Raw genomic sequence first — 24,797 nt, forward strand, 5'->3', positions numbered from 1 at the left:
CGACGAGGGGATGAACCCGGGTGCGACCGCAGGCGGGACTGCGGGTGGGGCGGGCTCACTCGCCGGCCTGGCCGTCGATCCCCTCGCGCAGCAGGTCGGCGTGGCCGGCGTGGCGGCCGTACTCCTCGATCATGTGGGTGAGGATCCACCGCAGCGAGACCGGGTCGCGCCCCTCCCGGATCCGGTGGGCGCGGGCCAGGGCTGCGGCGCCGTCGTCGCCGTCCGCCGCGAGCAGGTCCACCACGATCTGCCGGGACCGCTCCACCTGGCCCTGCCACAGGGCGCGCAGGTCCGCCGCGGAGTCCTGCGCCGCGCTGTGCCAGTCCCAGTCGGGGTCCGCGTCGAAGTCCGCGCCCACCCAGGGCGCCGAGGTGGGCTCGCCGAGGGCGACGGCCTCGAACCACCAGAACTCGACGAACGCGAGGTGCTTGAGCAGGCCGCCGAGCGTCATCGCGGACGGGTGCCCCGGCAGCCGGCGGTGCAGCGCGGCCGTGTCCAGGTCCGCCGTCTTCCACTCGATCGTGGCGCGCAGGAAGTCGAGGAAGCCCAGCAGGGTGGCGGCCTCGCCCGCGGCGAAGGGCGGCTCGGGGCGGCCCTGGTCGTCGTAGAACACGGTGGTCATGGCGGCCAGGCTACGCCCCACCCGCGTTGTCGTTCGGGAAACGGCGCGTGCGGGGGCGGGGGCGCCCGGGAGCGGGCGGGGTGAGCGCCCGCGGACCTGGAACGCGTGCGGTCGCTCTGAGCCTGCAAGGTGCGCCCATACCGACCGCAGGCGTTCCCGGAACGGGCGGGCCGGCGTCGTCGGCCTGCCGGACGAGGTGCACGACGCCCTCGCGGTCGGAGGCGATCCTGCTCACCGCGGCGGATCCACCACGAGCCGCACCCGCGGGCTCGCCTGCTCGGCGGCGTCCTCCTGGGTCTCGGCGATCCGGCGCCAGATGCGGTCCGCCGACGGGCCGACCATGAGGTGCCCCATCTGCCGGATGACGGTGCCGAACACGGACGTCGGCATGCTGCGCCGCGGGGCGAAGCCGGACCGGCGCAGGCGCTCGGTCTGTTCCGTGGTCAGGTCTACGAGGCGCTCCAGCAGGGACTCGGTCTCCCCGCCGGCCTCCAGCAGCGAGCGGCGCACGTAGGCCCCCACCACCGGGTGCTCGGCCAGCAGGTCCGCGAACGCCGCGTCGCGGGCCGCGGACACCTCCTGGGGGGTGCCCACGAGCGGGACCTCGTCGAGGGTCGCGGCGATCAGGCGCAGCACGTCGTCATCGACGGCGCGGGTCAGCCCCGCCTTGCTGCCGAAGTGGTGCCGCACCAGCCCGGGGGCGACGCCGGCCCGTTGCGCTATCTCGCGGACGCTGGCCATCTCGACCCCGCGCTCGGCATACAGCTCGAGGGCCGCCAGCCGCAGGCGTGCGGGGGAGGAGAGGTCGTCCTGGTCGAAGGGCAGGGGCGTGTTCATCGGGTCCTCGGGGCTGGGTCGGCGGATGGGATGGCCCGTGGTCGGGAGACGAGGATGCGGGGGCTCGCTGAACCCTACGGCAGGGATCGAAACGCCCCCCGCACCCTTCTTGCACGCTAGTGCAACATCGTGCTTGAGTGTGCAACACCAGCCCAGTGAGGCACGTCACAGATGACTGCCGCCCGCCTCCGCGATCACCACACCTCCCAGGGGGACCCATGCAGACCACCGACACCGTCCTCGGCACCCCGTCCACCATGGGCGACGACGAGCAGCTCACCACCACTCGCCTCCTGCGGGACGCCGCCCGGACCTTCGGGGATCAGCACATCATCCACACCCGCGGCGGCGGCTCCCCGTGGCAGACCACCACCTACGCGGCCGTGTGGGAGCGGGTGCGCCGCATCGCCGCGGCCCTGCGCGCCGAGGGCGTCGGGCCGGGGGACCGGGTCGGCCTGCTGCTGTGGAACGACGTCCGCCACCTCGAGTCCTACTTCTCCGTCCCGCTGCTGGGCGCGACCATGGTGCAGCTCAACCTGCGCCTGGCGCCCACGGACCTGGCCTACGTGATCACCCACGCGCAGGTGGGGACGATCGTCGTGGACGAGACCCTCCTGGAGCTCGCCGCCGCGCTCGAACCGCACCTGCCCGACGGCGTCCGCTGGATCGTGGCCGGCGACGGTGAGCTCCCCGCCGACTGGGCCGGTCGCGACGACGTCCTCTCCTACGAGGCCCTCCTCGACGGGCACGAGCCGCTCGAGACAGGGGGCCTGCCGAACGTGAGTGAGCGCTCCGCCTCCGGCGCCTGCTACACCACGGGCACCACCGGCCGTCCCAAGGGCGTCTTCTACTCGCATCGGGCCACCTGGCTGCACGCGCACGCCGTGGTGTCCACCCTGGGCATGACCATGGCGGACACCGCCCTGCTGCTGACCCCCATGTTCCACGCGCAGTGCTGGGGCCTGCCGTTCGCCGCCGTCGCCGTGGGCGCGCGCCTGGTGCTGCCGGGCCGGTTCAACCTCACGGACACCCCGTGGCTGACCTCCACCCTCGTGGACCACGGCGTCACCGTGGCCCCGGCAGCCCCCGCGATCCTCATGCCGATGCTCCACCACCTCCGCACCCTCGAGACGCCCCCACGGATGGACGGCGTGCGCCTGCTGTGCGGCGCGACGGAGCCCCCCGTGGCCATGATGCGCGGCTTCGACGAGCTCACCGGCGCGGAGGTCATCCACGCCTACGGCGCCACGGAGACCTCGCCCATCGTCTCCCTCAACCGCATGAAGCCGAGCCTCATGGACACCCTCTCCGAGGATGAGCGGTGGAACCTCAAGCGGTTCCAGGGCCTCGTCGTCGTCGGGGTGGACGTGAAGATCACCGACCCCCTGGGCGAGCTGCTGCCGCCCGGCGAGGAGAACGTGGGCGAGATCCGCCTGCGCGGGCCCTGGGTGACCACCTCCTACGCGGACAACGCCGAGGCCACCGAGGCCGGCTTCGACGACGAGGGCTACTGGCGCTCCGGGGACCTGGGCTACCTCTCCCCGGAGGGCTACCTCAAGGTCACCGACCGCCTGAAGGACGTGGTCAAGTCCGGTGGCGAGTGGATCTCCTCGATCGACCTGGAGAACCACATCATGACCGTCCCCGGGGTCCGCGACGCCGCCGTGATCGGCGTCCCCCACCCCCAGTGGGAGGAGCGTCCTCTGGCCCTCGTGGTGCGGGACGAGGACTCCGACGTCGACCAGGACGCCGTCCTGGCCGCACTCGCCGAGCGCTTCGCCACCTGGCAGCTGCCGGACGAGGTCCGCTTCGTGACGGAGATCGACCGGACCGGCGTCGGGAAGGTCAACAAGCGCAAGCTGCGCGCCGACTACGCCGACGCCCTCACCTCCGGCCGCTGACCGGCCCGCCACCTCCCCAGACCACTCAGCACCCCCCTCGAACGACCTCCAGGAGCCCCTCATGACCACCACGGATTCCCGCACCCGCTCGCTGATCGACGTCGACGTCCTCGAGTACCACCGCCTCCTGACGCCCGAGCAGCAGGAGGAGCTCACGGAGATCCGCGCCGCCCTGGCCGAGATCGTCACCCCGCACGTGGCGGAGGCCTGGAGCCGGGACGAGTTCCCGCACGAGATCGCCCGCCGCGTCGGGGAGCTGGGCTACAACCACATCAGCGGCATGACCGAGGACCCGTTGTTCCGCGGGCACCTGATGGCCGAGCTGGCCCGCGCGGACATCTCCCTCAGCGTGTACTTCGCCCTGCACAACGACCTCGTCGGGGCCACCCTGGAGGCCCTGGGCTCGGAGGAGCAGAAGCAGACGTGGCTGCCGGGCCTGTACGCGATGGAGTACACCGGCTGCTTCGCGCTGACCGAGCCGGAGCACGGCTCCGACGTCGCCGGCGGCATGGCCACCACGGCCCGCCGAGAGGGGGACGAGTGGGTGATCAACGGGGCCAAGCGGTGGATCGGCAACGGCACCATGTCCCGCATCGCGATCGTGTGGGCCCGGGACGAGGAGGACGACCAGGTCAAGGGCTTCATCGTGGAGACCGACACCCCCGGCTACGAGGCCACCAAGATCGAGCACAAGACCGCGGTGAAGATCGTCCAGAACGCGGACATCACCTTCACGGACGTGCGCATCCCGGCGGAGAACAAGCTGGAGAAGGCCAACACCTTCGCGGACACCAACGTGATCCTGCTGGGCTCCCGCAACGGCCTGGGCTGGCAGGCCGTGGGCGCGCAGCAGGGCATCCTCGACGCCGCCCGCCGCTACGCGCTGGAGCGCACTCAGTTCGGCCGGCCGATCGCCGGGCATCAGCTGGTGCAGTCCCTGCTCGTGCAGATCGCGGCCAACCTGGCGGCCACCCTGGGCATGGCGCACCGGGCGGTGCAGCTGGAGGCCACCGGCGAGGTGTCCATGACGCAGGCCTCCCTGGTGAAGCTGAAGACCTCCCAGATGTGCCGCGAGTCGGCCGCGCTGGGCCGCCAGATGATGGGCGGCAACGGCATCCTCGCCGACGTCGGGCTCGGCCGGTTCTTCTGCGACGTCGAGGCGATCTTCACGTACGAGGGCACCTACGAGGTGAACTCGCTGATCGTGGGCCGCGGCCTCACCGGTCACTCCGCCTTCCTCTGAACCCCCTCCGACGACCGCCCCACCAGATCAGGAGCCACCGTGACCACCTCCGAGACCCCCGACACCTCCGCGACCACCCACGGCCGGCCCACCGAGCGCCGGGGCCATGTGGCCGAGCTGCTCTCGGCCACCGTGGCCCGGCAGCCGGATGCCGTGGCCCTGCGGATCGGCGAGGCCAGCATGACCTACCGCGAACTGGACCAGGTCACGGCCGCGACGGCCGGCTGGCTGCGCCACCGCGGGGTGGGCCCGGGGGACCGGGTGGCCGTGATGTTGCCCAACGTCCCGGCCTTCGTGGCGGTCTACGAGGCGCTCATGCGTCTGGGCGCGGTGATGGTGCCGCTCAACCCGCTGTTCACTGCCCGTGAGCTGGAGTACTTCCTCGAGGACTCCGGGGCGCGCATGCTCTGGGCCATGCCCGGGCTGCCGGCCGTGGACGAGGTGGCCGGGAACGTCGACGTCGAGGTGGTCACCCTGGACCTCGAAGCGGTCGGGCGGGAGTGCGTCGCCGAGGGCATCGCCCCGGTCACGGAGATCACCCTGCGGGACCCCGACGACGACGCCGTCCTGCTCTACACCTCGGGCACCACGGGGCGGCCCAAGGGTGCCCGGCTGACGCACACGAACCTGCGTTCCAACGCCATGGCGACGGCGACCGGCCTGGGTCGGCTCGGCCCGGACGACGTCGTGTTCGCGGCGCTGCCGATGTTCCACGTGTTCGGGCTCTCGGTGGTGCTCAACGGGGCGGTGTTCGCCGGGTCCACCCTGTCCCTGATGCCGCGGTTCGTGCCGGAGGCCGCCTACGACCAGCTGCAGGACCACGGCGTCACGTTCCTGCCCGGCGTGCCCACCATGCACGGGGCGTTCCTCTCCGTGGCCCGGACCCGCCGTGAGGCCGGGGCCGAGCCGGCGGACTTCTCGAGGCTGCGCATGCCCCTCTCCGGCGGTGCGAGCCTGCCGGTGGAGACGCTGCGCGCGGCGGAGAAGCTGTACGGCGTTCCCGTGTTGGAGGGCTACGGGCTGTCCGAGAACGCGGGTGCGTGCTTCTTCAACCCCGTGGACGCGCCGACCCGCCCGGGCACCGTGGGCCGGCCGGTGGACGGCTTCGAGTTCCGGATCGTCGCGATGGACGGCACCGAGGTGCCCGAGGAGGACCTCGAGACCTCCGGTGAGCTGCGCATCCGGGGCGAGGGCATCATGGCCGGCTACTGGGGCCGCCCGGAGGACACGGCGGCGGCGTTCGACCAGGACGGCTGGTTCCGCACCGGCGACATCGCCCGCCGGGACGAGGCCGGGTACGTGATGATCGTGGACCGGCTCAAGGACGTGATCATCCGCGGCGGCATGAACGTGTACCCCCGCGAGGTGGAGGAAATCCTCTACGAGCACCCGGACGTGGTCGAGGCCGCCGTGGTGGGCGTGCCGGACGAGCGGCTGGGCGAGGAGATCGCCGCCTTCGTCTCGCTGGCCCCGGGCAGCGCCGTCACGGGGGAGGCACTCCAGGCGTTCGCGGCCGAGCGGCTGGCCCGCTACAAGCAGCCGCGGGAGGTGACCGTCCTGGACGGGCTGCCGAAGAACGCCACGGGCAAGATCCTGCGCCGCGAGCTGCGTCAGGGGTGAGGGGCGCCGGGCGGTCTGGGCGCAGGTCGTCTGGTCTGAGTGAGAGGAACGACAGACAGGTGGCCTCTCGCTACGCTCCCGCGGTGCACGAGCAGGCGATGCGCCGCCTGGCCGAGGTGACCGGACTGGTGCCGGTCGAGTACCCCACCACCCGGCAGCTCGGGGCGAGTCCCGAGGACCGGGCGCGGGACCTGAACGCGGCGTTCGCGGACCCCCAGATCCGGGCGGTGATCGCCACGGTGGGCGGGGAGGACCAGATCACCGTGATCGGACACCTGGACGCGGACACAGTGTGCGCGGACCCCAAGCCGTTCCTCGGTTACAGCGACAACACCAACCTGCACCAGTGGCTGTGGGCGAACGGCATGGCGAGCTTCTACGGCGGCTCCACCCAGGTGCACCTGGGGCCGGGGCCGGCTGTGGATGAGGTGCACGCCGCGTCCCTGCGGGCCGCCCTGCTGACGGGAGGGCGGCTGGAGATCACGGAGCCGGGGGAGTCGGAGGATCACGGCGTCGACTGGCTGGACCCGCGGGCGCTCACCGAGTTCGGCGAGCGGGATCCGGTGCCGTGCCCGCACGACGACGGCGCGCGCGGCGTCGGCGAGGGCGCCTCACCGTGGCGCTGGGCCGGGCCGCGGCGCGCGGTGACCGGCCGGACGTGGGGCGGCTGCCTTGAGGTGCTGCCGTGGGTCGGGGAGGTGCGTCGGATGCTGCGCATCCTGGGGGAGCGCGCTGTGCACGCCGTGCTGGCGGCCCGGCCGCCGACGAGCTCCTTCGAGGTGCCGCGCGGCGCGGTCGAGCGCGCGGCGGCGCAGGCCACTGGGCAGTACTCATCGGTCGTCTTTGGGAACTCCTCCACGTGCCCGGGTGGGGTGTCAGAATCAGCACCGTGAGCACTAACGACGAAGCGGTCGCAGGGCGTCTTCTTAGGCTGCCCGCGGGAGCATATGAGCAGGTAGAAACCCTGCACGTGCGGCAGCAGCTGGCCGCCGCGCAGAATCTCGAGCCGGGGTTTGAACGGTCAAGTCCCTGGAAGTGGTGTAGCCGTCTTCGAGGTTGTAGGGGGCTTGTACCTGTCAGGTCTGCAGGGTCGGCATCACCTCCGTGCTCATCACGGTCTCTTGCTCCGTGGTCAGGGGCTCACGGCACCGGGCGAGCAGTTCCAGGCCGAGATACCGGCGGCCTTCGGCCCACTCATCGGTCTGCTCGGCCAACACAGCCCCGACCAGACGCACCACGGCATCCCGGTTCGGGAAGATCCCCACCGAGTCCGTGCGGCGCCGGATCTCCCGGTTCAGCCGCTCGGCAGGGTTGTTCGACCAGATCTGGGACCACACGTCCCTCGGGAACGAGGTGAACGCGAGGATGTCCTCTCGTGCTGCATCGAGGTGCCCAGCCACCGCGGGCAACCTGTCCTGCACGTAGTCCAACAGGCGCTCGAACTGGGCCTGCACGGCCGGCCCGTCGGGCTGGTCGTACACGCTGTGCAGCATGGCCTTCACCGCCGGCCACATGCTCTTCGGGGTCACGGCCATCAGATTCGCCGCGTAATGGGTGCGGCAGCGTTGCCACACGGCCCCGGGCAGGTTCGCCGCCACGGCTTCCACGAGGCCGCGATGGGAGTCCGAGGTCACCAGTGCCACCCCGGCCAGCCCCCGGGCCACCAGGTCCGCGAAGAACTCGTTCCACGCCGCACCCGTCTCCGTGGTGGCCACCCTCAGCCCGAGGACTTCGCGGCGCCCGTCGGCGTTGACCCCGGTGGCGACCATGGCCACCGCGTTGATCACCCGCCCGCCCTCTCTGACTTTCATGGTCAGGGCGTCGGCGGCGAGGAACACGAACGGGCCGGCCTCGCCCAGCGGCCGGTGACGGAAAGCCTCGATGTGCTCGTCCAACTCCTGTGCCATCCGGCTGACCTGGGACTTCGAGAGCGAGTCGATGCCCAGCTGCCGTACGAGCTTGTCCATGCGCCGGGTCGAGACCCCGGCCAGGTAGCAGTCCGCGACCACGGTGATCAGTGCGGACTCGGCCCGTTTGCGGCGCTCGAGCAGCCATTCGGGGAAGTACGTGCCGGCCCGGAGTTTGGGGATGGCCACATCGATCGTGCCGGCGCGGGTGTCCAGGGGTCGGTGGCGGTAGCCGTTGCGCTGCGCTGTCCGGTGTTCGGAGGGCTTGCCGTACTCGGCCCCGCAGACCGCGTCAGCGTCGGCGGAGAGCAGTGCGTTGATCACGGTCTGCAGCAGGTGGCGCAGCAGGTCTGGGGAGGCCTCCCCGAGAGCTTCGCGCAGCAGGCGTTCAGGGTCGACAATGTGTGGAGCGGTCATCGTGGTGATGTCCTTTCGAGAGTGCTGTGGAAGGTTCGCTCGAAGGCTCCCACGGTGACCGCGTCCGTCTCGAAGATGGTCGTGGCCACCGGGGAGGGTTACACCACTATCCGGGACTCAACTGTTTGAACCACTCAGTGACACTGCTTTGCCCCATCAACTTGCCGTTCATGTCGGCGGTCTGCTTCGGCATGCGCTGACGCAGGCGAAAACGCCGGAGAAGCAGGTCGAGCTGGTACAACGCGTCATCGCAGCCTTGGGGGCGGACTATGCGCCTGATCTTCCGGTCTCAGAGCCCGGACGACCGGGACGACTGCGGACGCTCCAGGAGATCCGACCTGCCGCATCGCCCGTCAAGGAGCGACTGGCCCGGCCGGCGACGCCTCTCTCCGAGGTTGCCTTGCTGACGAACGCGGTGGGGGAACCCAGCATCGGCGCTGAGATTCGCGACGAACTAGCCTCGGCCGACCGCGTCGATCTGTTGTGCGCGTTCGTGAAATGGCACGGGCTGCGCACTTTAGAGAAACAGTTGGCCTCTTTGGCTGAGCGCCAGGTGCCGTTCCGCGTCATCACGACGACCTACGTGGGGGCGACCGAACGGGCAGCACTGGATCGCATCGTGGGTGAGTTCGGCGGCGAGGTGCGCGTGAACTATACGACCGCCTCGACGCGCCTCCATGCAAAGGCATGGCTGTTCCACCGCGAGAGTGGCTGGAGCACGGCTTACGTTGGATCATCCAACCTATCCAAGGCCGCGATGCTGGACGGTTTGGAGTGGAATGTCCGGTTGTCCTCCATCGCGACTCCATCACTAGTCAGGAAGTTCCAGGCCACGTTCGACACGTACTGGGCCGACCCGGCGTTTGAGCCCTACGACCCGGAGCGGGACGCCGAGCGCCTCGACCGCGAACTGCGACAGGGATCATTCACAGACCGCGGGGACCGCATCGACCTCAGCGGTCTGGACGTACACCCGTATCCGCACCAGGCGAGGATGCTTGATGACCTCAACGCTGAGCGCGCGCGTGGTCATCACCGCAACCTGCTCGTCGCGGCCACCGGCACGGGCAAGACGGTGATAGCTGGCCTTGACTACCGGGACATGGCACTGCGTGCCGGTTCGCCCCCAACTCTTCTCTTTGTGGCGCACCGGGAAGAGATTTTGCGCCAGGCCCGGAAGACCTACCGCGCCATTTTGAACGACGGCACCTTCGGGGAGCTGTTCGTCGGGGGAGAGCATCCGTCGCAGTGGAAGCACGTGTTTGCGTCCGTTCAGTCCTTGGCTCGGCTAGGTGTCGCCACGTTGTCTCCGGACCTGTTCGATGTCGTCGTCATCGACGAGTTTCATCACGCCTCTGCGAGTTCCTACGAGGCACTCCTCCGCCATCTCAGGCCACGCGAGGTCCTCGGTCTGACGGCGACACCGGAACGCGCCGATGGGGTCAACGTCAAGGACCTGTTTGAAGGACGCATTGCCTCCGAAATGCGCCTCTGGGACGCGCTTGAGGCGGACATTCTTGTGCCCTTCCACTACTTCGCCGTGAACGACGACGTCGACCTTCGAGGAATCGAATGGCGTAATGGCCAGTACGACGTGGGTGCACTGGGTCGGATCTACACCGGCGACGAGGCCCGTGCTCGGAAGATTCTGGCGGCGCTCAGCGACAAGGTATCTGACCTCGATGCCATGAAGGCCCTGGGGTTCTGTGCCACGGTGGACCATGCTCACTTTATGGCCGAGGTGTTCAACCGCGCGAAGGTCCCGGCGGCCGTGGTGGTGGGGGACACCGGGTCAGAAGAACGAGCCGCTGCCTTCAGAGACCTCCGTGCTGGGACCCTGAAGGTGCTCTTCGGCGTCGATGTGTTCAATGAGGGGCTCGACATCCCTGAGGTCAACACGGTCCTTTTTCTTCGACCGACGCAGAGTGCCACGATCTTCCTCCAGCAGCTCGGACGAGGGCTCCGCCGCTCTCCCACCAAGAGCGTGCTGACAGCGCTAGATTTTGTGGGCCATCAGCGCAAAGAATTCCGTTTCGACCTCAAACTGCGCGCGCTGACGGGCAGTGGTCGGCGCCAGTTGATCGACGACGTTGAGGCAGGATTCCCCTACCTCCCGCCGGGATCGCAGATCGTGTTGGACCGGGTGGCGGAGGAAAACATCCTGGCCAATCTCAAGAATCAGGTGGGTTTGAAACTGTCGGACCTAGTCAGGGATGTGCGGGACCACGCCACTGCGGCGCGCGTCGGACTTGCCGACTATGCGCTGGCGCGGTACCTCGAGGAGGCCGGCCGTGGGCTGGAGGACGTGTACCGGCCAGGAAAATCGGGACGGAGCTGGAGTACCGTCAAAGACCTCGCGATGGGTAACCACCTCGGGGTCATCATGACTCCCGACGACCGTGGGATGACCCTCCGTGCTATCACGCTGCGCCACGTGGACGATGCCGAGCGGGCCGATGCGTACCGCCGGTTGCTCACAAATAATACACGCTATGAAGAGCTGACTCCGCAGGATCAGCAGTACGCGCGCATGCTGTATTTCACCCTCTTGCATGGGGCGGGGCCAGCCCCATTTTCCGATTTCGACGAAGCTTTCGACTGGGTTCGGGGGTTGCCCGCATTCGTGGAGGAGGTCGACCAGTTGCTCGACGTCGTCGTGTCGAGCGCCCGGACCGCTCCCGAGCACCTGCGGTTGGGGAAGCCGACGGCCCTCCGTAGCCATGCACACTATCGACGGACGGAGATTCTGGCCGGCCTGGACATCTCATCGTGGGAGCGCACGCAGTCGAGTCACCGGGAAGGCGTGGCCTTCTCCCCGGACTACAACACCGATGCTCTCCTCGTGACCCTTAAAAAGGATGCTCGGCAGTTCTCACCCAGCACGATGTACCGCGACTTTGCCGTCAGCCGGTCCGCATTCCACTGGGAGAGTCAGAACGTCACGACCGCTCGCTCCCCCACGGGCCAGCGCTACCTCAGCAAGGAGCACGGCGAGTCGCACACCCTAATGTTTGTTCGAGGGTCGGGTAGGGATGCGATTGGAGAGGGTGCTGCCTATCTGTGTCTGGGAACGGTGCAGTTCGCGGATTGGTCGGGCACAGAACGGCCGATGCAGATCACTTGGGCACTGGATCGCGAGATGCCTACCTCGGCGTACCAGGAAGCGAGGGCCGCTAGCTAGGTGTAGGAGGGCATGACGTTGTTGACTCGGGCCGGGGCCAACGAGGCCGGCGGGGCGTTCCCGCAGGAGGTATGAGGCCGATGGTAGTTGTAGTGGTTCACCCACACGGCCAGCGCCTCACGCCGAGCTGTCTCTGAGGTATACGGGCGGGCGTAGAGGACCTCATCGACCATCAGCCGGTTGTAGCGTTCGACCTTCCCGTTATGGCGCGGGGTGTAGGGGCGGATCCGGTGGTGCCGGCCCCCGAGCGAGACCACCTTGGCGGTGAAGTCCGCAGCCCGGTAGTTGTTTCCGTTGTCCGTGATCACCCGGTCCACGGTGATGCCGTGGGCGGCGAAGAACGCCCGCGCCCGGCAGTAGAAGCTCACGGTCGTGGCCGCCCGCTCGTCCTCCAACGCCTCGGTGTAGGCCAGGCGGGTGTACCCGTCGATCGCCGAGTGCAGGTAGGTGTAGCCGACCCGCCGGCCTGCACCACGCTTGGAAGCACGGCCTGCTTCACTTTCACGTCCGTGAGCACGCCAGCCGCCCCCGTCAGGGATCTTCCCGATCTTCTTCACGTCCAGGTGCACCATGTGCCCCGGGCCGCGGGCGGTGATCTTCTGCGGTCGTTGGCGCAGGTCCTCACCCGTGGGCGCGAGGTCTGGCAACCGGGAGATGCCCAGTCGGTGCAGCCACCTGCCCACAGTGCGCAGGCACAGCTGGTGGCCTTCAGAGACGAGGTGGTGATGGATGCGGCGGGCTGACCACTTCTCCCTGCGACGCAGGGTCTGGATCTGGGCCACCACCTCGGGGTCGAGCTGGGCAGGTGAACGGCGCGGACGGCTGGGCCGGTCGAGCAGCCCGGCCTCGCCCTCGGCGCGGTAGCGGGCCACCCAGGTGGCCACCGTGGGCCGGCTCACCCGGAACTCGGCGGCCACGTGCGCCTGCGGGATCCCGTCGTGCAGGTGGCGGTGGACCATCCTGAGACGGCCGGTCGGGGTCAGGGGTGCGTTAGCGTGAGTCATGAGTGGGTCTTCTCGGGCAGGTCGGTGGTGTAGGAACTTCCATCCTGCGGGAGAGGCCCACTCGTCTCATCTCAGCCCGTACCCCGTGGCAAGAACCTCATGACCCACAACAGCTAGGGAGGGAGTGGGCGTCGAGTGTGACGGTCGTCGTGCGCGATAGGCGCGGGCGCGAGTTTTCCGGAGGTGTCCGGATCCCGAACGGAAACGGCCCGGGAGTCGCCCGGATCTCAAACGGAGGCGTTCGAGATCCGGGCCCACCGTCACCGCTTCCGGTACAGCCCCTTCTTCTGGAACTTCGGCTCGCTCGTCACGAGCATCCCCAGGGACCGGAAGATGCCCTCGTCCACGGAGCCGAGGATCGTCGTGGTGTGCACGTCGCAGCCCTCGAGGCTGGCCAGCTGCTCGACGGCCGCCTTCGCGTTCTCGTCGGTCGCCGCGGACACGGACAGCGCGATCAGCACCTCGTCCGTGTGCAGCCGCGGGTTCTTGGAGCCCAGGTGCACGGTCTTGAGCGTCTGGATCGGCTCGATCGAGGCGGGGGAGAGCAGGTGCACGTCGTCCTCGATGCCGGCCAGCACCTTGAGGGCGTTGAGCAGCACCGCAGCGGAGCAGCCCAGCAGCTCCGAGGTCTTGCCGGTCACCAGGGTGCCGTCCGCCAGCTGCACGGCCGCGCCGGGCTCACCGGTGCGCTCGGCCACCAACTGCGCGGCACCCACCACCGGGCGGTCCTCCGAGCTCAGGCCCAGCTTGGACATCACCAGGGCCACGCGCTCGGACTCGGTGTCGTCCGCGCCCTCCAGCGCCTCGTTGACCTGAGCCTTGTAGTAGCGCCGGATGATCTCCTGCTTCGCGGCCTCCTGGCACACCTCGTCGTCCACGATCGCCGCGCCGGCCATGTTCACGCCCATGTCCGTGGGGGACTTGTACGGGGTGGTGCCCGTGACCTTCTCCAGCAGCGCGGACAGCAGCGGGAACACCTCGACGTCACGGTTGTAGCTCGTCACCCGCTCGCCGTACTCGGCCAGGTGGAACGGGTCGATCAGGTTGATGTCGTCCAGGTCCACGGTGGCGGCCTCGTAGGCGGCGTTCACCGGGTGCTCGAGAGGCAGGTTCCAGATGGGGAACGTCTCGAACTTCGCGTAGCCGGCCGGGATGCCCCGCTGCCGATCGTTGTACACCTGGCTCAGGCACGTCGCCAGCTTGCCGGAGCCCGGGCCGGGGGCCGTCACGACGACGAGGTCCCGCGTGGTCTCGGACCACTCGTTCGCGCCGAAGCCCTGCTCCGAGACGATCGTGGACATGGCGTGCGGGTAGCCGGGGATCACGCGGTGGCGGGCCACCTTCAGGCCGAGGCGCTCGAGCTTCTCGAGGAACGCCAGCGCACGGTGGTTGGCGTCCTCCAGCTGCGTGACCACCACGTGCTCCACCAGGAACCCGCGCTCCCGGAACACGTCCACGAGGCGCAGGACGTCGTCCTCGTACGTGATGCCCAGGTCCGCGCGGACCTTGTTCCGCTCGAGGTCCTTGGCGTTGAAGCACACCAGGATCTCGGTCTCGTCCTTGATGCGGTCCAGCATCGCGATCTTGTTGTCCGGGGTGAAGCCGGGCAGGACGCGGGAGGCGTGCAGGTCGTCGAAGAGCTTGCCGCCCATCTCCAGGTACAGCTTCCCGCCGATCTGGCGGCGGCGTTCCTGGATGTGCTGGGACTGGAGTTCGATGTACTTCGCGCGGTCGAACCCGACGCGGTGGAGGGGGCCGGAGGCCGCGGCCTCCGTGGTGGTGCTGGCGGGGCGGGCGGTCTCATGCGTGCCGGTCATGGACTCTCAGCATAGACCTGTCCGCGGGGCGCGTGGCCCCGGCCCGGCGTCGGGCCCCCGCATCCCTCAGTCCCTCGGGTCCTCCGGGTCGTCCGCGATCCAGTCGTGCTCGGGGTCGTCGAAGCTGCGCGTGCGCCCGGTGCGCAGGTCGGTGACGTCCATGACGCCGGTGCCGCGGTCCAGGCGCACCTGCTGGTGTGAGGCGGGGTCGACGACGGTGATCGTCTGGGTCTGCGGGTCGTAGTCGTCCACCCGCACCTGGTCCTCGTACTCCTGCCGCGGTCCGTAGGACCCGTCCGCGTCGTCGTCGGGGAAGGCGGGGGCGCCGGGGGAGCGCAGCCGGCGCTCGAGGGTGCGCTCCACCCGGCGCGCGGCCGCCTCCTGCGCCTGCGTGGCCAGGCGCCGCAGACGCGCGAGGGACTCCTTGTCCTGGGAGATCTCCGCGCCGAAGAACCGCCACTGGTAGCGGTAGGCGATCATCCGCACCGCGAAGATCAGGAACGCGATGAGGAAGCCCGTGAACGCGTTGAGCGCGCCGTTCATCGCCACCACGGTCGCCAGCACCGCGCCCAGGAACGTGGGGAGCACGTAGACGCCGCGGGGGTCGAAGATGGACGGGACCTCGTTGGCGACGATGTCCCGCAGCACGCCGCCGCCCAGCGCCGTGACCATCGCGATCACCACCGTGGACACCGGGTGCACGCCCATCGAGTGCGCCAGCAGCACACCGGACACCGTGAACAGGGCGAGCCCGGCGGCGTCGAACAGGGTGATGGTCAGGTTCAGCCGATTCGGGTGGATCACCTTGACGTACACGAGCAGGGACACCAGCACGGGCGGGGCCAGGTAGACCGGGTTCTCCAGGGACGCGGGCAGGCCGCGGTCCAGCAGGATGTCCCGGGTGAAGCCGCCGCCCAGCCCGGCCAGCAGGGACAGCGCCAGCGAGCCCACCAGGTCGAACTGCTTGCGCGCCGCCAGCAGCGCCCCCGAGGTGGCGAAGAAGAAGATCCCGATCAGGTCCAGGGTCGTGAGCAGCCACGGGACGTCGGTGAGGGTGGCGAAGAACTGCTGCACGTCCACGGCGGCTCCTTCCGTCGGGTCCGGGGATTCACCGGCCATTGTCCCGTGCGGCCCGCGCAGTGGCTCGTTTGTTCACCCGGGTGTCCCCGGAGGTGTGACGTCCTCGCCGGCTCCGGGCGTCTCCTCGTTCGCCGGGGGGCCGTCCTCGCCGGGGTCGGCGGGCGGCCCGTCCCGGCCCTTGCGGTCGCGGATGTCCGGCACGGGCGGCTCGTCGTGCGGATCCAGGCGCTGGCGCTGGGTCTCCCCCGAGATCTCGGCCCCCGGGGCGAGCCACTCCCTGCGCAGCGACACCACGCGCAGCACGAGCACGAGCACCATCACCGCCGCCGAGGTCAGCGGGCCGAGGAGCTCCGCCTGGCCGAGGGCCGCCGTCGTGCCCGCGCCGAGGATGGCCGGCAGCGCGTACCAGCCGCGCCCGCCGAACACGGCGGGCGGTTCCCCGGCGACGACGTCGCGCAGGATGCCGCCGCCGACGGCGGTCACCAGGCCCAGCACCGCGGCGGCGACCGGGCTCAGGCCGGCGAGCAGGGCGATGCGCGTGCCCACCACGCAGTACACGGCCAGGCCGATGGCGTCGAAGGCCATGACGGCGTGGTGGCCGCGCTCGCCGTCGAAGATCCGGAGGAACACCGCTAGCGACGCGACCGCCGGCAGGATCAGGTACCAGGGGTTGTCGAAGGCCGCGGGCACGTCCCGGCCGACCACGAGGTCACGGACGACACCGCCGCCCGTGCCCACCATGAGGGCCAGCAGCAGGGAGCCGACGATGTCGTAGCCCTTGCGCACGGCGAGGACGGCACCCGAGATCGCGAAGAAGAACACGCCCACGAGGTCCACGGCGGTGATCGCCGCGGTGATCGCGTCGGCGAGCTCGCCGTGCGCGTCGATCGGCTCGGGCACGTCCCGTTCGAGTTCGGCGGGGTCCTTGGGGGCGGCGGACAGCAGCCACACGGGGAGAGACGGAAGCAGCACCCGCCCATCGTCCCCCGTCAGGCGGCCCGGGTCAGCCCTGCGCCGGTCCGAACTCCTTGGCCAGCTCCGCCGCCACGCCGGTGTACCCGGCCGGGGTCAGCTCCAGCAGGCGCGCCTGGGCCGCCTCCGACAGGCCGAGGCCCTGCACGAACTCGCGCATGCGCGCCCCGTCCACGCGGTGGCCGCGGGTCAGCTCCTTGAGGCGCTCGTAGGGGTTGTCCATGCCCTCGACGCCGGCGATCGCCTCGGCACGCATCACGGTCTGGACGGCCTCGCCGAGCACCTCCCAGTTCGTGTCGAGGTCCTCCGCCAGTACGGGCGCGGCGACCTGGAGCTGGCCCATGCCCTTGGTGACGTTGGTCAGGGCGAGCACCGAGTGGCCGAGGGCCACGCCGATGTTGCGCTGCGACGTCGAGTCCGTGAGGTCGCGCTGCCAACGGGACTCCACGAGGGTGGCGCCCAGCGAGTCGAGCAGGGCGCAGGAGAGCTCGAGGTTGGCCTCGGCGTTCTCGAAGCGGATCGGGTTCACCTTGTGCGGCATGGTGGAGGAGCCGGTCGCACCGGCCACGGGGATCTGCGCGAAGTAGCCGATGGAGATGTAGCTCCACACGTCCACGCAGAAGCCGTGGAGGATCCGGTTGAAGCGCGCGACGTCGGCGTACAGCTCCGCCTGCCAGTCGTGGGACTCGATCTGGGTGGTCAGCGGGTTCCAGGTGAGGCCGAGGTGCTCCACGAAGGACCGGGACAGGGCCGGCCAGTCCGCGTCCGGGGCGGCGGCGAGGTGGGCGGCGTAGGTGCCGGTGGCGCCGTTGATCTTGCCCAGGTACTCCTGGCCGGCGATGCGCCGGGTCTGGCGGGTCAGACGGTGCACGAACACGGCCATCTCCTTGCCCAGCGTGGTGGGCGTGGCCGGCTGGCCGTGCGTGCGGGAGAGCATGGGGGTCTCGGCGGCCTCGGCGGCCATCGCGGAGACGGTGGCCACGGCGGCGCGGGCGGCCGGCAGCCAGACCTGCTCGACGGCGTCGCGCACGCCCACCGCGTAGGCGAGGTTGTTGATGTCCTCGGAGGTGCACGCGAAGTGCACGAGCGGCTTCAGCCGGCCCAGACCCAGCCCCTCGAGGCGGTCGGCGATGAAGTACTCGACGGCCTTCACGTCGTGCACCGTGACCTTCTCGGTGGCCGCCAGCTCGGCCACGGACTCCGCGTCGAAGTCCGTGACGATCGCCCGCAGGCCCGCCTGCTGCTCGGCCGTGAGCGGCTCGAGACCCGGCAGCACACGGTGCTCGGCCAGGTGGATGAACCACTCGACCTCCACGTGGATGCGGTTGCGGTTCAGCGCCGCCTCGGACAGGTGCTCCACGAGCGGCTCCACCGCCGCACGGTAGCGGCCGTCCAGGGGGCCGAGGGCGATGCCGGCCTCGGCGAGGGAACGGCGGTGGGCGGTGGACGCGGGCTGTGAGGTCATGGCCCCCATTCTGGCAGGCGCCGCGGACGCCCGACGAAGGCGAGGGCCGGGTCCGTCCTCAGCCGTCCGTCGACGCCGGCCACCAGTCTCGCCGCAGCACCGCGAGTTGCACCGAGTCCCATCGCCGGCCCTCCCAGGAGCGCGCCTCGGGGATGCGGGCGACCTCGGTGTACCCGACGCGGACCGCCGACGCGATCATCCGCGCGTTGCCGGACCACGTGACCAGGCTCAGCAGGTGCGCGTCCGTCTCCGCGAACGACGCGTCCGACCACAGCGTGAGCGCCGCCCGCCCGACGCCGCGGCCCCACGTGGTCGGGTCGAACAACAGGATGCCGAGCTCCCACCAGCCCGCGCCCGCCGGATGCTGCTCCGTGCGGGTCACGAGACCGACGGGGGTGCCGTCCACCGTGACGACCCGGACGTCAGGGTCGCCGACGCGCCGGCGCGCGTGGTCGGCGTCGAAGTCCGCGCGGCTCGGCGGGGCGGCCGTGTCCGCGGCGTGGAAGTAGGGGGCGTCCCACGACTTCCACTCGGGGTCCTCGGCGCCGTGGATCCAGGTCCACAGGAAGTCGGCGTCGTCGGCGGCCACCGGGCGCAGCGCGACGTCGGTCCGGGGCGGGGCGTCCGCGCGCGTCCCTGAGGGGCGAGGGGTGGCGGGATCGAGATCAGTCATGGCGCCATCCTGCCCTCAGCCGCGACGGGGTGGCGAGTGCAACATGCGGACGCGCCCGGTGGCCCGGGGCGCGGTGGACCTACCGTGGCTGACGTCGCCGTCGCCCGGCGTCGGCATGCCGAGAGGGATGAGGAGACCGAGATGACGGAACGGACCGGGCAGGCCCACGAGGCCGGGACGATCGACCGGCTGATGGCCGGGTGGGTCGCCGACGTCGAGACCCCGGACGCCTGCGCCGCCCACCTGCTCTGCGACCGCTGGCCGGCCGACGCGGTGGCGTTCCGGTTCGTGGCGGAGGACATGTCCGCCGTCGACCTCACCTTCGGCGAGCTGGCCGACCGCTCGCGCCGCCTCGCCACCGGCCTCGCCGCCCGCGGCGTCACGCGCGGCGACCGGGTCCCCGTGATGATGTCCAAACGGGAGGAGCTCGTCATCACGCTGCTGGCCCTGTGGCGGCTCGGCGCTGTGCACGTGCCGCTGTTCACCGCGTTCGCCGCGGGCGCCGCCCGGATGCGCATCGAGGGCGCGGCGGCGCGGCTTGTCGTCGCCGAACCCCGTCAGGCCGAGAAGCTCACGGACATCCCCGGCATCGAGATCATCCGCACCGGCCCGGAGTGGGACGCGCTCGCGGACTCCGCGCCGCTGGGCGAGGACGTCGCCGTCGGCGGGGACGGGCCGATCGCCCTGCTGTTCACCTCCGGCACCACCGGCCGCCCCAAGGGGGTGCCCGTGCCGCTGCGCGCGGCCGCCGCGTTCGCCGTCTACCTCACGTGCGCGGTGGACCTGCGCCCCGAGGACCTGTTCTGGAACGCGGCCGACCACGGCTGGGCGTACGGGCTGTACTACGGGATCGTCGGCACGCTGGTGCTCGGGGCGACCTCGGTGCAGTACCGCGGCGCCTTCTCCCCGGCGACCATGGTCGAGGTGATCCGCTCGCAGGGCATCACGAACCTCGCCGGCGCCCCCACGATGTTCCGCGCGCTGGCCAAGGCCGGGGAGGTCACCGAGGACGCCCCGCTGCGGCTGCGGCGCGTGTCCACGGCGGGGGAGCCGCTGCCGCCGTCCGTGCTCGAGTGGGGCCGGACGGCCCTCGGCACGGAGATCCGCGACCACTACGGCCAGACCGAGCTGGGCATGGTCATCTGCACCCTCGCGCACCCCGAGCTGGCCGCGCCGCCCCGCCCGGGTTCGATGGGTGTGCCCCTGCCGGGGATCGCCGCCGAGATCCGGGACGGGCAGATCGCGATCGACGCGGCCTCGCCCCTGTTCTGGTTCCCCGGCTACCTCGGGGAGCCGGAGAAGACCGCGGAGCGTTTCACCCCGGACGGGCGCTGGTACCTGACCGGGGACACCGCCCGGCAGGACGACGACGGCTGGTTCTTCTTCTCCTCCCGGGACGACGACGTGATCCTCGCCGCCGGCTACCGGATCGGCCCGTTCGACGTGGAGTCCGTGCTCATCGACCACCCGCGGGTGCAGGAGGTCGCCGTCGTCGGCCTGCCGGACCCGGAGGGGGTGCGGGGCGAGGAGGTCGTGGCGTTCGTGGTGCCCGCCGGGGCCGTCGCGGACCCGGACGCCCTGGCGGCCGAGCTGCAGGCCAAGGTCCGCGACGAGTACTCCAAGCACGCCTACCCGCGCCGGGTGCACTTCGTGGACCGGCTGCCCAAGACCCCCTCCGGCAAGCTGCAGCGGTTCGTGCTGCGCCAGGGCGCCGCCGGCTGACTCAACGGTGCACGAGCCGCAGGAACGCGCCGATCATCGGCAGGTCCTCGGGGCTGGTGGGCAGCGCGTCCGCGAGGGCGGGGGAGTGGACGAGGTAGGCGGCCCACTGTCCGGGCGAGATCGACACGTTGAGCCGGTTCCGGTTCAGGAGGAAGTCCAGCCCGCGCGGCACCTCCTGCGGTGAGGACGCCGCCATCGTCAGGATCGCGACGGCGGCCTCCCGGCCCTGGAACTTGTCCACGGTGCCGACGGTGGTGCCCTCGAGACCGGCGGCGTCGAGCGTCTCCCGGACCGTGGCGACCTGCGCGTTGTACGGGGCCACCACGATCACGTCGGACGGCTCGAGCGGTCGGCCGGGATCGTCCGGGCCGGTGGACCAGGTGCGGCCGAGCAGTGACCGGATGATCTCGACGACGGCCGCGGCCTCCTCCGGCGAGGAGACCGCGTTGCCCGTGTGGGAGACCGGCCACGGGTGCAGTCCGGGCTCCACGCCGTCGAGCCGGCGGGCGTCCGTGACCTCCTCCCGCGCGCCGAGCCGGCCGGCGTAGGAGAGCTCGGAGACCGCGCGGGTGAGCGCCGAGTGCATGCGCCACGAGGTGTCCAGGAAGAAGCCGCGCTCGGCGCGGAGCACGGGGGCGCCCTCCGCGATCCAGGTCAGGGCCGCGTCGCCGATGGGCTGGGGGTGCTCGCCCCTGCTGACCTGGGGGAGCTGCTGCGGGTCACCCAGCAGCAGCACCGTCTCGGCCAGGGCGCTCGCGCCCAGGAGGTGCGCGAGGGAGAGCTGCCCTGCCTCGTCCACCACCAGGAGGTCGACCGGCTGGGCCGCGGCGTTCGCGAAGGTCCACGCGGTGCCGCCCAGGACCCGGCCCGGTGCCAGGAAGGCATGGACCTCCGATGAGCCCAGGGACGTCCAGCGGTGCGGTCCGTCCGGGTCCTTGGGCTCCTTGCCCACGCGGTCGGGGTCCACACCGACCCCGATCAGCTGGTCGAGGAAGTTCTCCACCACCGCGTGGGACTGGGCGGTGACGCCGACCGTCCAGCCCCGGTCCAGGAGTTCCTTCACCGCGCGGCTGCCCACGTACGTCTTGCCGGTGCCGGGAGGGCCCTGCACGGCCACGTAGGAGCCGCGTGCGGACTCGACCGCCTCGACCAGGCCCCCGACGCCGTCCCGCCGGCCGTCTCGTACGTCCGCCCCGATCGCGGCGAGGGTCCGGCCCGTGGTGCGCGGGGCACGGCGCGCCAGGATGTCGAACACCGCTCCGTCCGGCAGTCGGCCGCGGCGGGCGGCCTCGGCGGCCTGCTCCCGGATGCGTTCGAGGAGGCCACCGGGCCGGACGTAGTTGAGGTGGAAGACCGCCATGGGCACCTCCGCGTGCGGTTCCGGCTCGTACTTGGTGCTGAGGCGCTGCAGCAGGCTGACTCGGAACCGGCCCGGTGCGATCTCCTCCACCTCGGTCACGTCCACGGGCGATCGGCTCTGCCAGCGGACGGCGTTGGGGGCCAGCTCCGCCCAGCGCGGCGGCTGCTCGTACAGGGCGTTGAGCTTGAACCTCTCCTGGCTGTTCCGACGCGGCCGGACCTCGGTGCCCGGCTCGAGGCGCCCGGTCACGGTCAGCGTCCGGGCGGGGTTGCTCCGCGGGGTGGGACGTTCCCACGCACTCACCGACTCGACGGTGTCGAACACCAGGTTCGCGCGCGGCTCCTGCCACTCGTCCGGGGCGGACACGGCCCGATCGAACATGGCCCACCACAGCGGCTTGTTCTCCCTGGCGAAGTAGCCCAGGCCCGCGGCCAGCAGGGCGATACCGCGCCGCCCGCCGTCGAGCTCCGCCTCCGGGGCCCGCGTCCCGCCCGCCTCGTCCCTCTCGGCGCCCGCCAGCGCCTGAAGCGAGGCGGCGAGGGCCGCGTCCTGCTCCTGGAGCGACGGCGCGGCCTCGACCAGCGGTTCGTTCCCGGTCGCGGCGTCGTCGACGGGACGGTCCGCGACGGCGGCCTCCTCGGGCTCGACCTGTGCCAGCAGCCAGTCCCGCAGCCGTGCCGTGGAGACGCAGTCGTACCGGTTGTAGTCCTCGATGTCGGCGCGGATCGCCCTCGCGACCTCGGTGTCCCCGGCCTCCATCGCGGTGACGTACCGGTGGTACTCGGTGACGCTGTCCGCCGCCGTCGTGACGCCGTCCTCCGCCCGGTGCTCCGCCCCCATGTAGAGGGGCTCCAGCTTCTTGATGGAGTAGCTCGGCACACCGGCCCGCAGGGCGGCGCGGACCGTGGAGTACAGGTCCACGAACAGCCCCGCGCGCAGCCAGTCGTCCAGCTCGCGCTCACCCACGCCGTGGCGCACGGTCAGGCGCTTCAGCGCGGTGACCTCGTACGCGGCGTAGTGGTAGATCCGCATCCCCGGGTGGGCCGCGCGCCGCGCCTCCACGAACGCCACGAACTGCTCGAGCGCCGCCCGCTCGGCGGCACGGGTGTCCGCCCACAGACCCGTGAACCGGAAGTCGGCCGAGGCGGTGCGCGCGGTGTCCCCGCCCGGCGCCTCGACCCATCCCCACAGGTACTCGAGACCCTCCATGCTCCCGTCCGCGGAGACCCACAGCGGGTCCCCCTCGAAGTCGAAGAAGACGTCTCCGGCGTCCGGCACGGGCAGCCCCGCCACGGCGCGCGGGTCCACGATCCGATGCGGCGGCAGTCCGTCCGCCCCGGCCGGCTCCAGCTGGATCGCCGCCTGCTCCCGCAGCGCCTCCCACGTGCGGCGGGCCATGCCCTCCGGCGGTGCGACGGACGCCGCGAGCTGCTCGATGGTCGTGATGCCGGCCTCGCGCAGCCGGGTGCGCTGCAACCGCGTGGCCCCCGCCGTGAGCAGCACGTCCCGGTGCTCGTCGACGGCCTCCTCGCACGCCTCGCATGCGCCGCAGACGCTCAGGCGGTCGTCACCCCAGCGGGCGGGCTCCCCGGCGGCCACGTGATCCTGCAGCAGCGCCTCCAGCCGGGCGCGCTGGTGCCGGTACACCGGGATCACCTCGTCCAGGTCCGCGACGTGCCGGGAACCGTCCCCGAGCCACAGGCTGCCCTGCCGCGCCCGCGGCACGTCCATGCCGTCCAGCAGGTCCGCGTACGCGGCGATCTGCAGCAACGCGGTCACCCGTGCATGCCGGGCCAGCTTCGTGTCCACCACCTCGTACGCACCCTCGGGGTGCTCCTCGTCCGTGCGGAGCACGAGGAAGTCGGCCAGCCCGCCGAACGCGCCGTCGTGCAGCATCCCCTGGAACACGACGGCGGGGCGCGCGGCCAACGCCGCCGCGGTGCGCTCCCGGGCGGCCCGCACGCCCTCGGGCGTGTAGCGCTCCGGGCGGGCGAGCCGGACCACCTGGTTCGCGCCGTGCTCCGCCTCGAGTCGCGCGAGCACGCGGGACTCGTGCTCGTCCCCGAGGCGGGAGACCCGCTCGAGGAACGCGTCCTCCGCGCCGATCCGCGGGGCACGTCCGAGCGCGGGGTCCACCGTCCCGCGCAGCCACCCATAGGTACACGTGGCGGCGGCGGTGATGTCCGAGGGGCTGAGCATGAAGGAGGCGCGGTCCGGCGCGAAGGTCACCATGCGGTCACCCTAGACAGGCGCCGCGGACACGATAGGCGGGGGCCGCGCACACGGTCCCGGCGCGCCTCGCCCCGGCGGCGGGGCGACGGGGGTCGGCGCGCGTCACACACCGGACCGGACTTGACGTGGGTCACATCCAGGGAGTTACCTAATGATCGTTCAGTAATTCTTTGCGCCGCCGCGCCGGCGCGCCCGTGCCGGCAGGGAGGCCCGCCCATGACCGAGACCGCCCACCACCCCATGCTCGCGGAGGACCGCGTGGCACGGTGGCTCGGCGTCACCCTCGAGGCCGCCGAGAAGGACCACGCGCGCATCCGGATGACGCTCACCGAGGACCAGCACAACGGCTTCGGCCTGGCCCACGGCGGCGCCGTCTTCGCGTTCGCGGACACGTGCTTCGCGCTGACCTGCAACGACCCCGCCTCGGACGGCTCCACCCTCACCGTGGCCTCCGGCGTGGACGTCAACTTCCTCGCGGCCACCCGCGCCGGGCAGACCCTCGTCGCGGAGGGCCGCCTGGTCGCCGCCGCCGGCCGCTCGGCCGTCTACGACATCACCGTCACCACCGACGACGGCACCCCGGTGGCCGCCTTCCGCGGCCGCTCCCGCACCATCCCCGCCCCCGGACGCTGACCGACGGGCGCACCCGCCGGTGCGCCGCCGTCGTCGACCGCCGCCCGACCCCGCATCCCCAGGAGGACGCCATGCTTGAGGCCTCGATCCCCAACCCGTACACGCCGGCAC

General features: G+C 71.2%; 17 protein-coding genes. 7 read left to right on the top strand and 10 right to left on the bottom strand.

From position 1 onward, the window contains the following. Window positions 1–55: 55 nt before the first annotated feature. Together J1M41_RS10260 and J1M41_RS10265 are read right to left on the bottom strand one after the other, a co-directional pair. The gene (locus J1M41_RS10260) at window positions 56–622 is read right to left on the bottom strand and encodes a DinB family protein (protein WP_206451682.1); all 567 of its coding nucleotides are present in this window, start codon (window positions 620–622) and stop codon (window positions 56–58) included. A gap of 231 nt (window positions 623–853) precedes the next feature. Further along, complete coding sequence (locus tag J1M41_RS10265; protein ID WP_206451683.1) at window positions 854–1,459, bottom strand: TetR/AcrR family transcriptional regulator; 606 nt, start codon at window positions 1,457–1,459, stop codon at window positions 854–856. 218 nt (window positions 1,460–1,677) lie between these two features. On the opposite strand from J1M41_RS10265, the gene J1M41_RS10270 reads away from it, so the two are divergent. The 4 genes from J1M41_RS10270 (at window position 1,678) to J1M41_RS10285 (ending at window position 7,116) form a co-directional block, all read left to right on the top strand. Then, on the top strand, window positions 1,678–3,360 hold the full coding sequence (locus tag J1M41_RS10270) for a long-chain-fatty-acid--CoA ligase (protein ID WP_041104681.1): 1,683 nt from the start codon (window positions 1,678–1,680) through the stop codon (window positions 3,358–3,360). Between the two features lie 61 nt (window positions 3,361–3,421). After that, window positions 3,422–4,603, top strand: coding sequence for an acyl-CoA dehydrogenase family protein (locus J1M41_RS10275; RefSeq protein ID WP_087113629.1), 1,182 nt, complete (start codon window positions 3,422–3,424; stop codon window positions 4,601–4,603). Between the two features lie 39 nt (window positions 4,604–4,642). After that, on the top strand, window positions 4,643–6,223 hold the full coding sequence (locus tag J1M41_RS10280) for a long-chain fatty acid--CoA ligase (protein ID WP_342214103.1): 1,581 nt from the start codon (window positions 4,643–4,645) through the stop codon (window positions 6,221–6,223). Between the two features lie 59 nt (window positions 6,224–6,282). Further along, entirely contained in the window at window positions 6,283–7,116 is an 834-nt protein-coding gene (locus J1M41_RS10285; protein WP_342214104.1) for an LD-carboxypeptidase, read from the top strand. 183 nt (window positions 7,117–7,299) lie between these two features. On the opposite strand, the gene J1M41_RS10290 is transcribed toward J1M41_RS10285, so the two are convergent. Further along, window positions 7,300–8,547, bottom strand: coding sequence for an IS256 family transposase (locus J1M41_RS10290; RefSeq protein WP_011117090.1), 1,248 nt, complete (start codon window positions 8,545–8,547; stop codon window positions 7,300–7,302). Between the two features lie 148 nt (window positions 8,548–8,695). On the opposite strand from J1M41_RS10290, the gene J1M41_RS10295 reads away from it, so the two are divergent. Beyond that, window positions 8,696–11,728 carry a DUF3427 domain-containing protein gene (locus J1M41_RS10295; RefSeq protein ID WP_241247930.1) on the top strand — a complete coding sequence of 1,011 codons (3,033 nt, stop codon included), beginning with the start codon at window positions 8,696–8,698 and terminating at the stop codon, window positions 11,726–11,728. On the opposite strand, the gene J1M41_RS10300 is transcribed toward J1M41_RS10295, so the two are convergent. From J1M41_RS10300 to J1M41_RS10325, 6 genes are all read right to left on the bottom strand, one after another. Continuing rightward, window positions 11,725–12,732 carry an IS481 family transposase gene (locus tag J1M41_RS10300; protein ID WP_206451684.1) on the bottom strand — a complete coding sequence of 336 codons (1,008 nt, stop codon included), beginning with the start codon at window positions 12,730–12,732 and terminating at the stop codon, window positions 11,725–11,727. The two genes, J1M41_RS10295 and J1M41_RS10300, sit on opposite strands and share 4 nt — an antisense overlap. Window positions 12,733–12,992: 260 nt before the next feature. Beyond that, window positions 12,993–14,549, bottom strand: a complete 1,557-nt coding sequence (locus tag J1M41_RS10305) for a DUF1846 domain-containing protein (RefSeq protein WP_002858124.1) — start codon at window positions 14,547–14,549, stop codon at window positions 12,993–12,995. A gap of 66 nt (window positions 14,550–14,615) precedes the next feature. Next, window positions 14,616–15,629, bottom strand: coding sequence for a trimeric intracellular cation channel family protein (locus J1M41_RS10310; RefSeq protein WP_060775426.1), 1,014 nt, complete (start codon window positions 15,627–15,629; stop codon window positions 14,616–14,618). A gap of 72 nt (window positions 15,630–15,701) precedes the next feature. Then, window positions 15,702–16,601 (bottom strand): trimeric intracellular cation channel family protein, encoded by a 900-nt coding sequence (locus J1M41_RS10315; protein WP_095695030.1) that lies wholly within the window; start codon window positions 16,599–16,601, stop codon window positions 15,702–15,704. Between the two features lie 31 nt (window positions 16,602–16,632). After that, window positions 16,633–18,066 (bottom strand): adenylosuccinate lyase, encoded by a 1,434-nt coding sequence (gene purB / locus J1M41_RS10320; RefSeq protein WP_044658750.1) that lies wholly within the window; start codon window positions 18,064–18,066, stop codon window positions 16,633–16,635. Between the two features lie 58 nt (window positions 18,067–18,124). Then, entirely contained in the window at window positions 18,125–18,739 is a 615-nt protein-coding gene (locus tag J1M41_RS10325) for a GNAT family N-acetyltransferase (protein ID WP_010080080.1), read from the bottom strand. Between the two features lie 141 nt (window positions 18,740–18,880). On the opposite strand from J1M41_RS10325, the gene J1M41_RS10330 reads away from it, so the two are divergent. Next, on the top strand, window positions 18,881–20,461 hold the full coding sequence (locus J1M41_RS10330; RefSeq protein WP_206451685.1) for an AMP-binding protein: 1,581 nt from the start codon (window positions 18,881–18,883) through the stop codon (window positions 20,459–20,461). A 1-nt stretch (window position 20,462) separates the two neighbouring features. Here the strand turns inward: J1M41_RS10330 and J1M41_RS10335 are convergent, their stop codons facing one another. Then, window positions 20,463–24,053 (bottom strand): TM0106 family RecB-like putative nuclease, encoded by a 3,591-nt coding sequence (locus tag J1M41_RS10335; RefSeq protein ID WP_206451686.1) that lies wholly within the window; start codon window positions 24,051–24,053, stop codon window positions 20,463–20,465. A 216-nt stretch (window positions 24,054–24,269) separates the two neighbouring features. Here J1M41_RS10335 and J1M41_RS10340 point away from each other — a divergent pair, with 216 nt between their 5' ends. Next, entirely contained in the window at window positions 24,270–24,686 is a 417-nt protein-coding gene (locus J1M41_RS10340; protein WP_020624995.1) for a PaaI family thioesterase, read from the top strand. Window positions 24,687–24,797 lie beyond the last annotated feature (111 nt).

This window comes from Micrococcus sp. KRD096 (assembly GCF_017168495.1).
In the GTDB taxonomy this organism is placed as follows: domain Bacteria; phylum Actinomycetota; class Actinomycetes; order Actinomycetales; family Micrococcaceae; genus Micrococcus; species Micrococcus luteus.

Coding starts and splice junctions, on each gene's coding strand:
- J1M41_RS10260 (WP_206451682.1), bottom strand. CDS start 622: ATGACCACCGTGTTCTACGACGACCAGGGCCGCCCCGAGCCGCCCTTC.
- J1M41_RS10265 (WP_206451683.1), bottom strand. CDS start 1,459: ATGAACACGCCCCTGCCCTTCGACCAGGACGACCTCTCCTCCCCCGCA.
- J1M41_RS10275 (WP_087113629.1), top strand. CDS start 3,422: ATGACCACCACGGATTCCCGCACCCGCTCGCTGATCGACGTCGACGTC.
- J1M41_RS10340 (WP_020624995.1), top strand. CDS start 24,270: ATGACCGAGACCGCCCACCACCCCATGCTCGCGGAGGACCGCGTGGCA.
- J1M41_RS10335 (WP_206451686.1), bottom strand. CDS start 24,053: ATGGTGACCTTCGCGCCGGACCGCGCCTCCTTCATGCTCAGCCCCTCG.
- J1M41_RS10270 (WP_041104681.1), top strand. CDS start 1,678: ATGCAGACCACCGACACCGTCCTCGGCACCCCGTCCACCATGGGCGAC.
- J1M41_RS10305 (WP_002858124.1), bottom strand. CDS start 14,549: ATGACCGGCACGCATGAGACCGCCCGCCCCGCCAGCACCACCACGGAG.
- J1M41_RS10330 (WP_206451685.1), top strand. CDS start 18,881: ATGACGGAACGGACCGGGCAGGCCCACGAGGCCGGGACGATCGACCGG.
- J1M41_RS10325 (WP_010080080.1), bottom strand. CDS start 18,739: ATGACTGATCTCGATCCCGCCACCCCTCGCCCCTCAGGGACGCGCGCG.
- J1M41_RS10290 (WP_011117090.1), bottom strand. CDS start 8,547: ATGACCGCTCCACACATTGTCGACCCTGAACGCCTGCTGCGCGAAGCT.
- J1M41_RS10300 (WP_206451684.1), bottom strand. CDS start 12,732: ATGACTCACGCTAACGCACCCCTGACCCCGACCGGCCGTCTCAGGATG.
- purB (WP_044658750.1), bottom strand. CDS start 18,066: ATGACCTCACAGCCCGCGTCCACCGCCCACCGCCGTTCCCTCGCCGAG.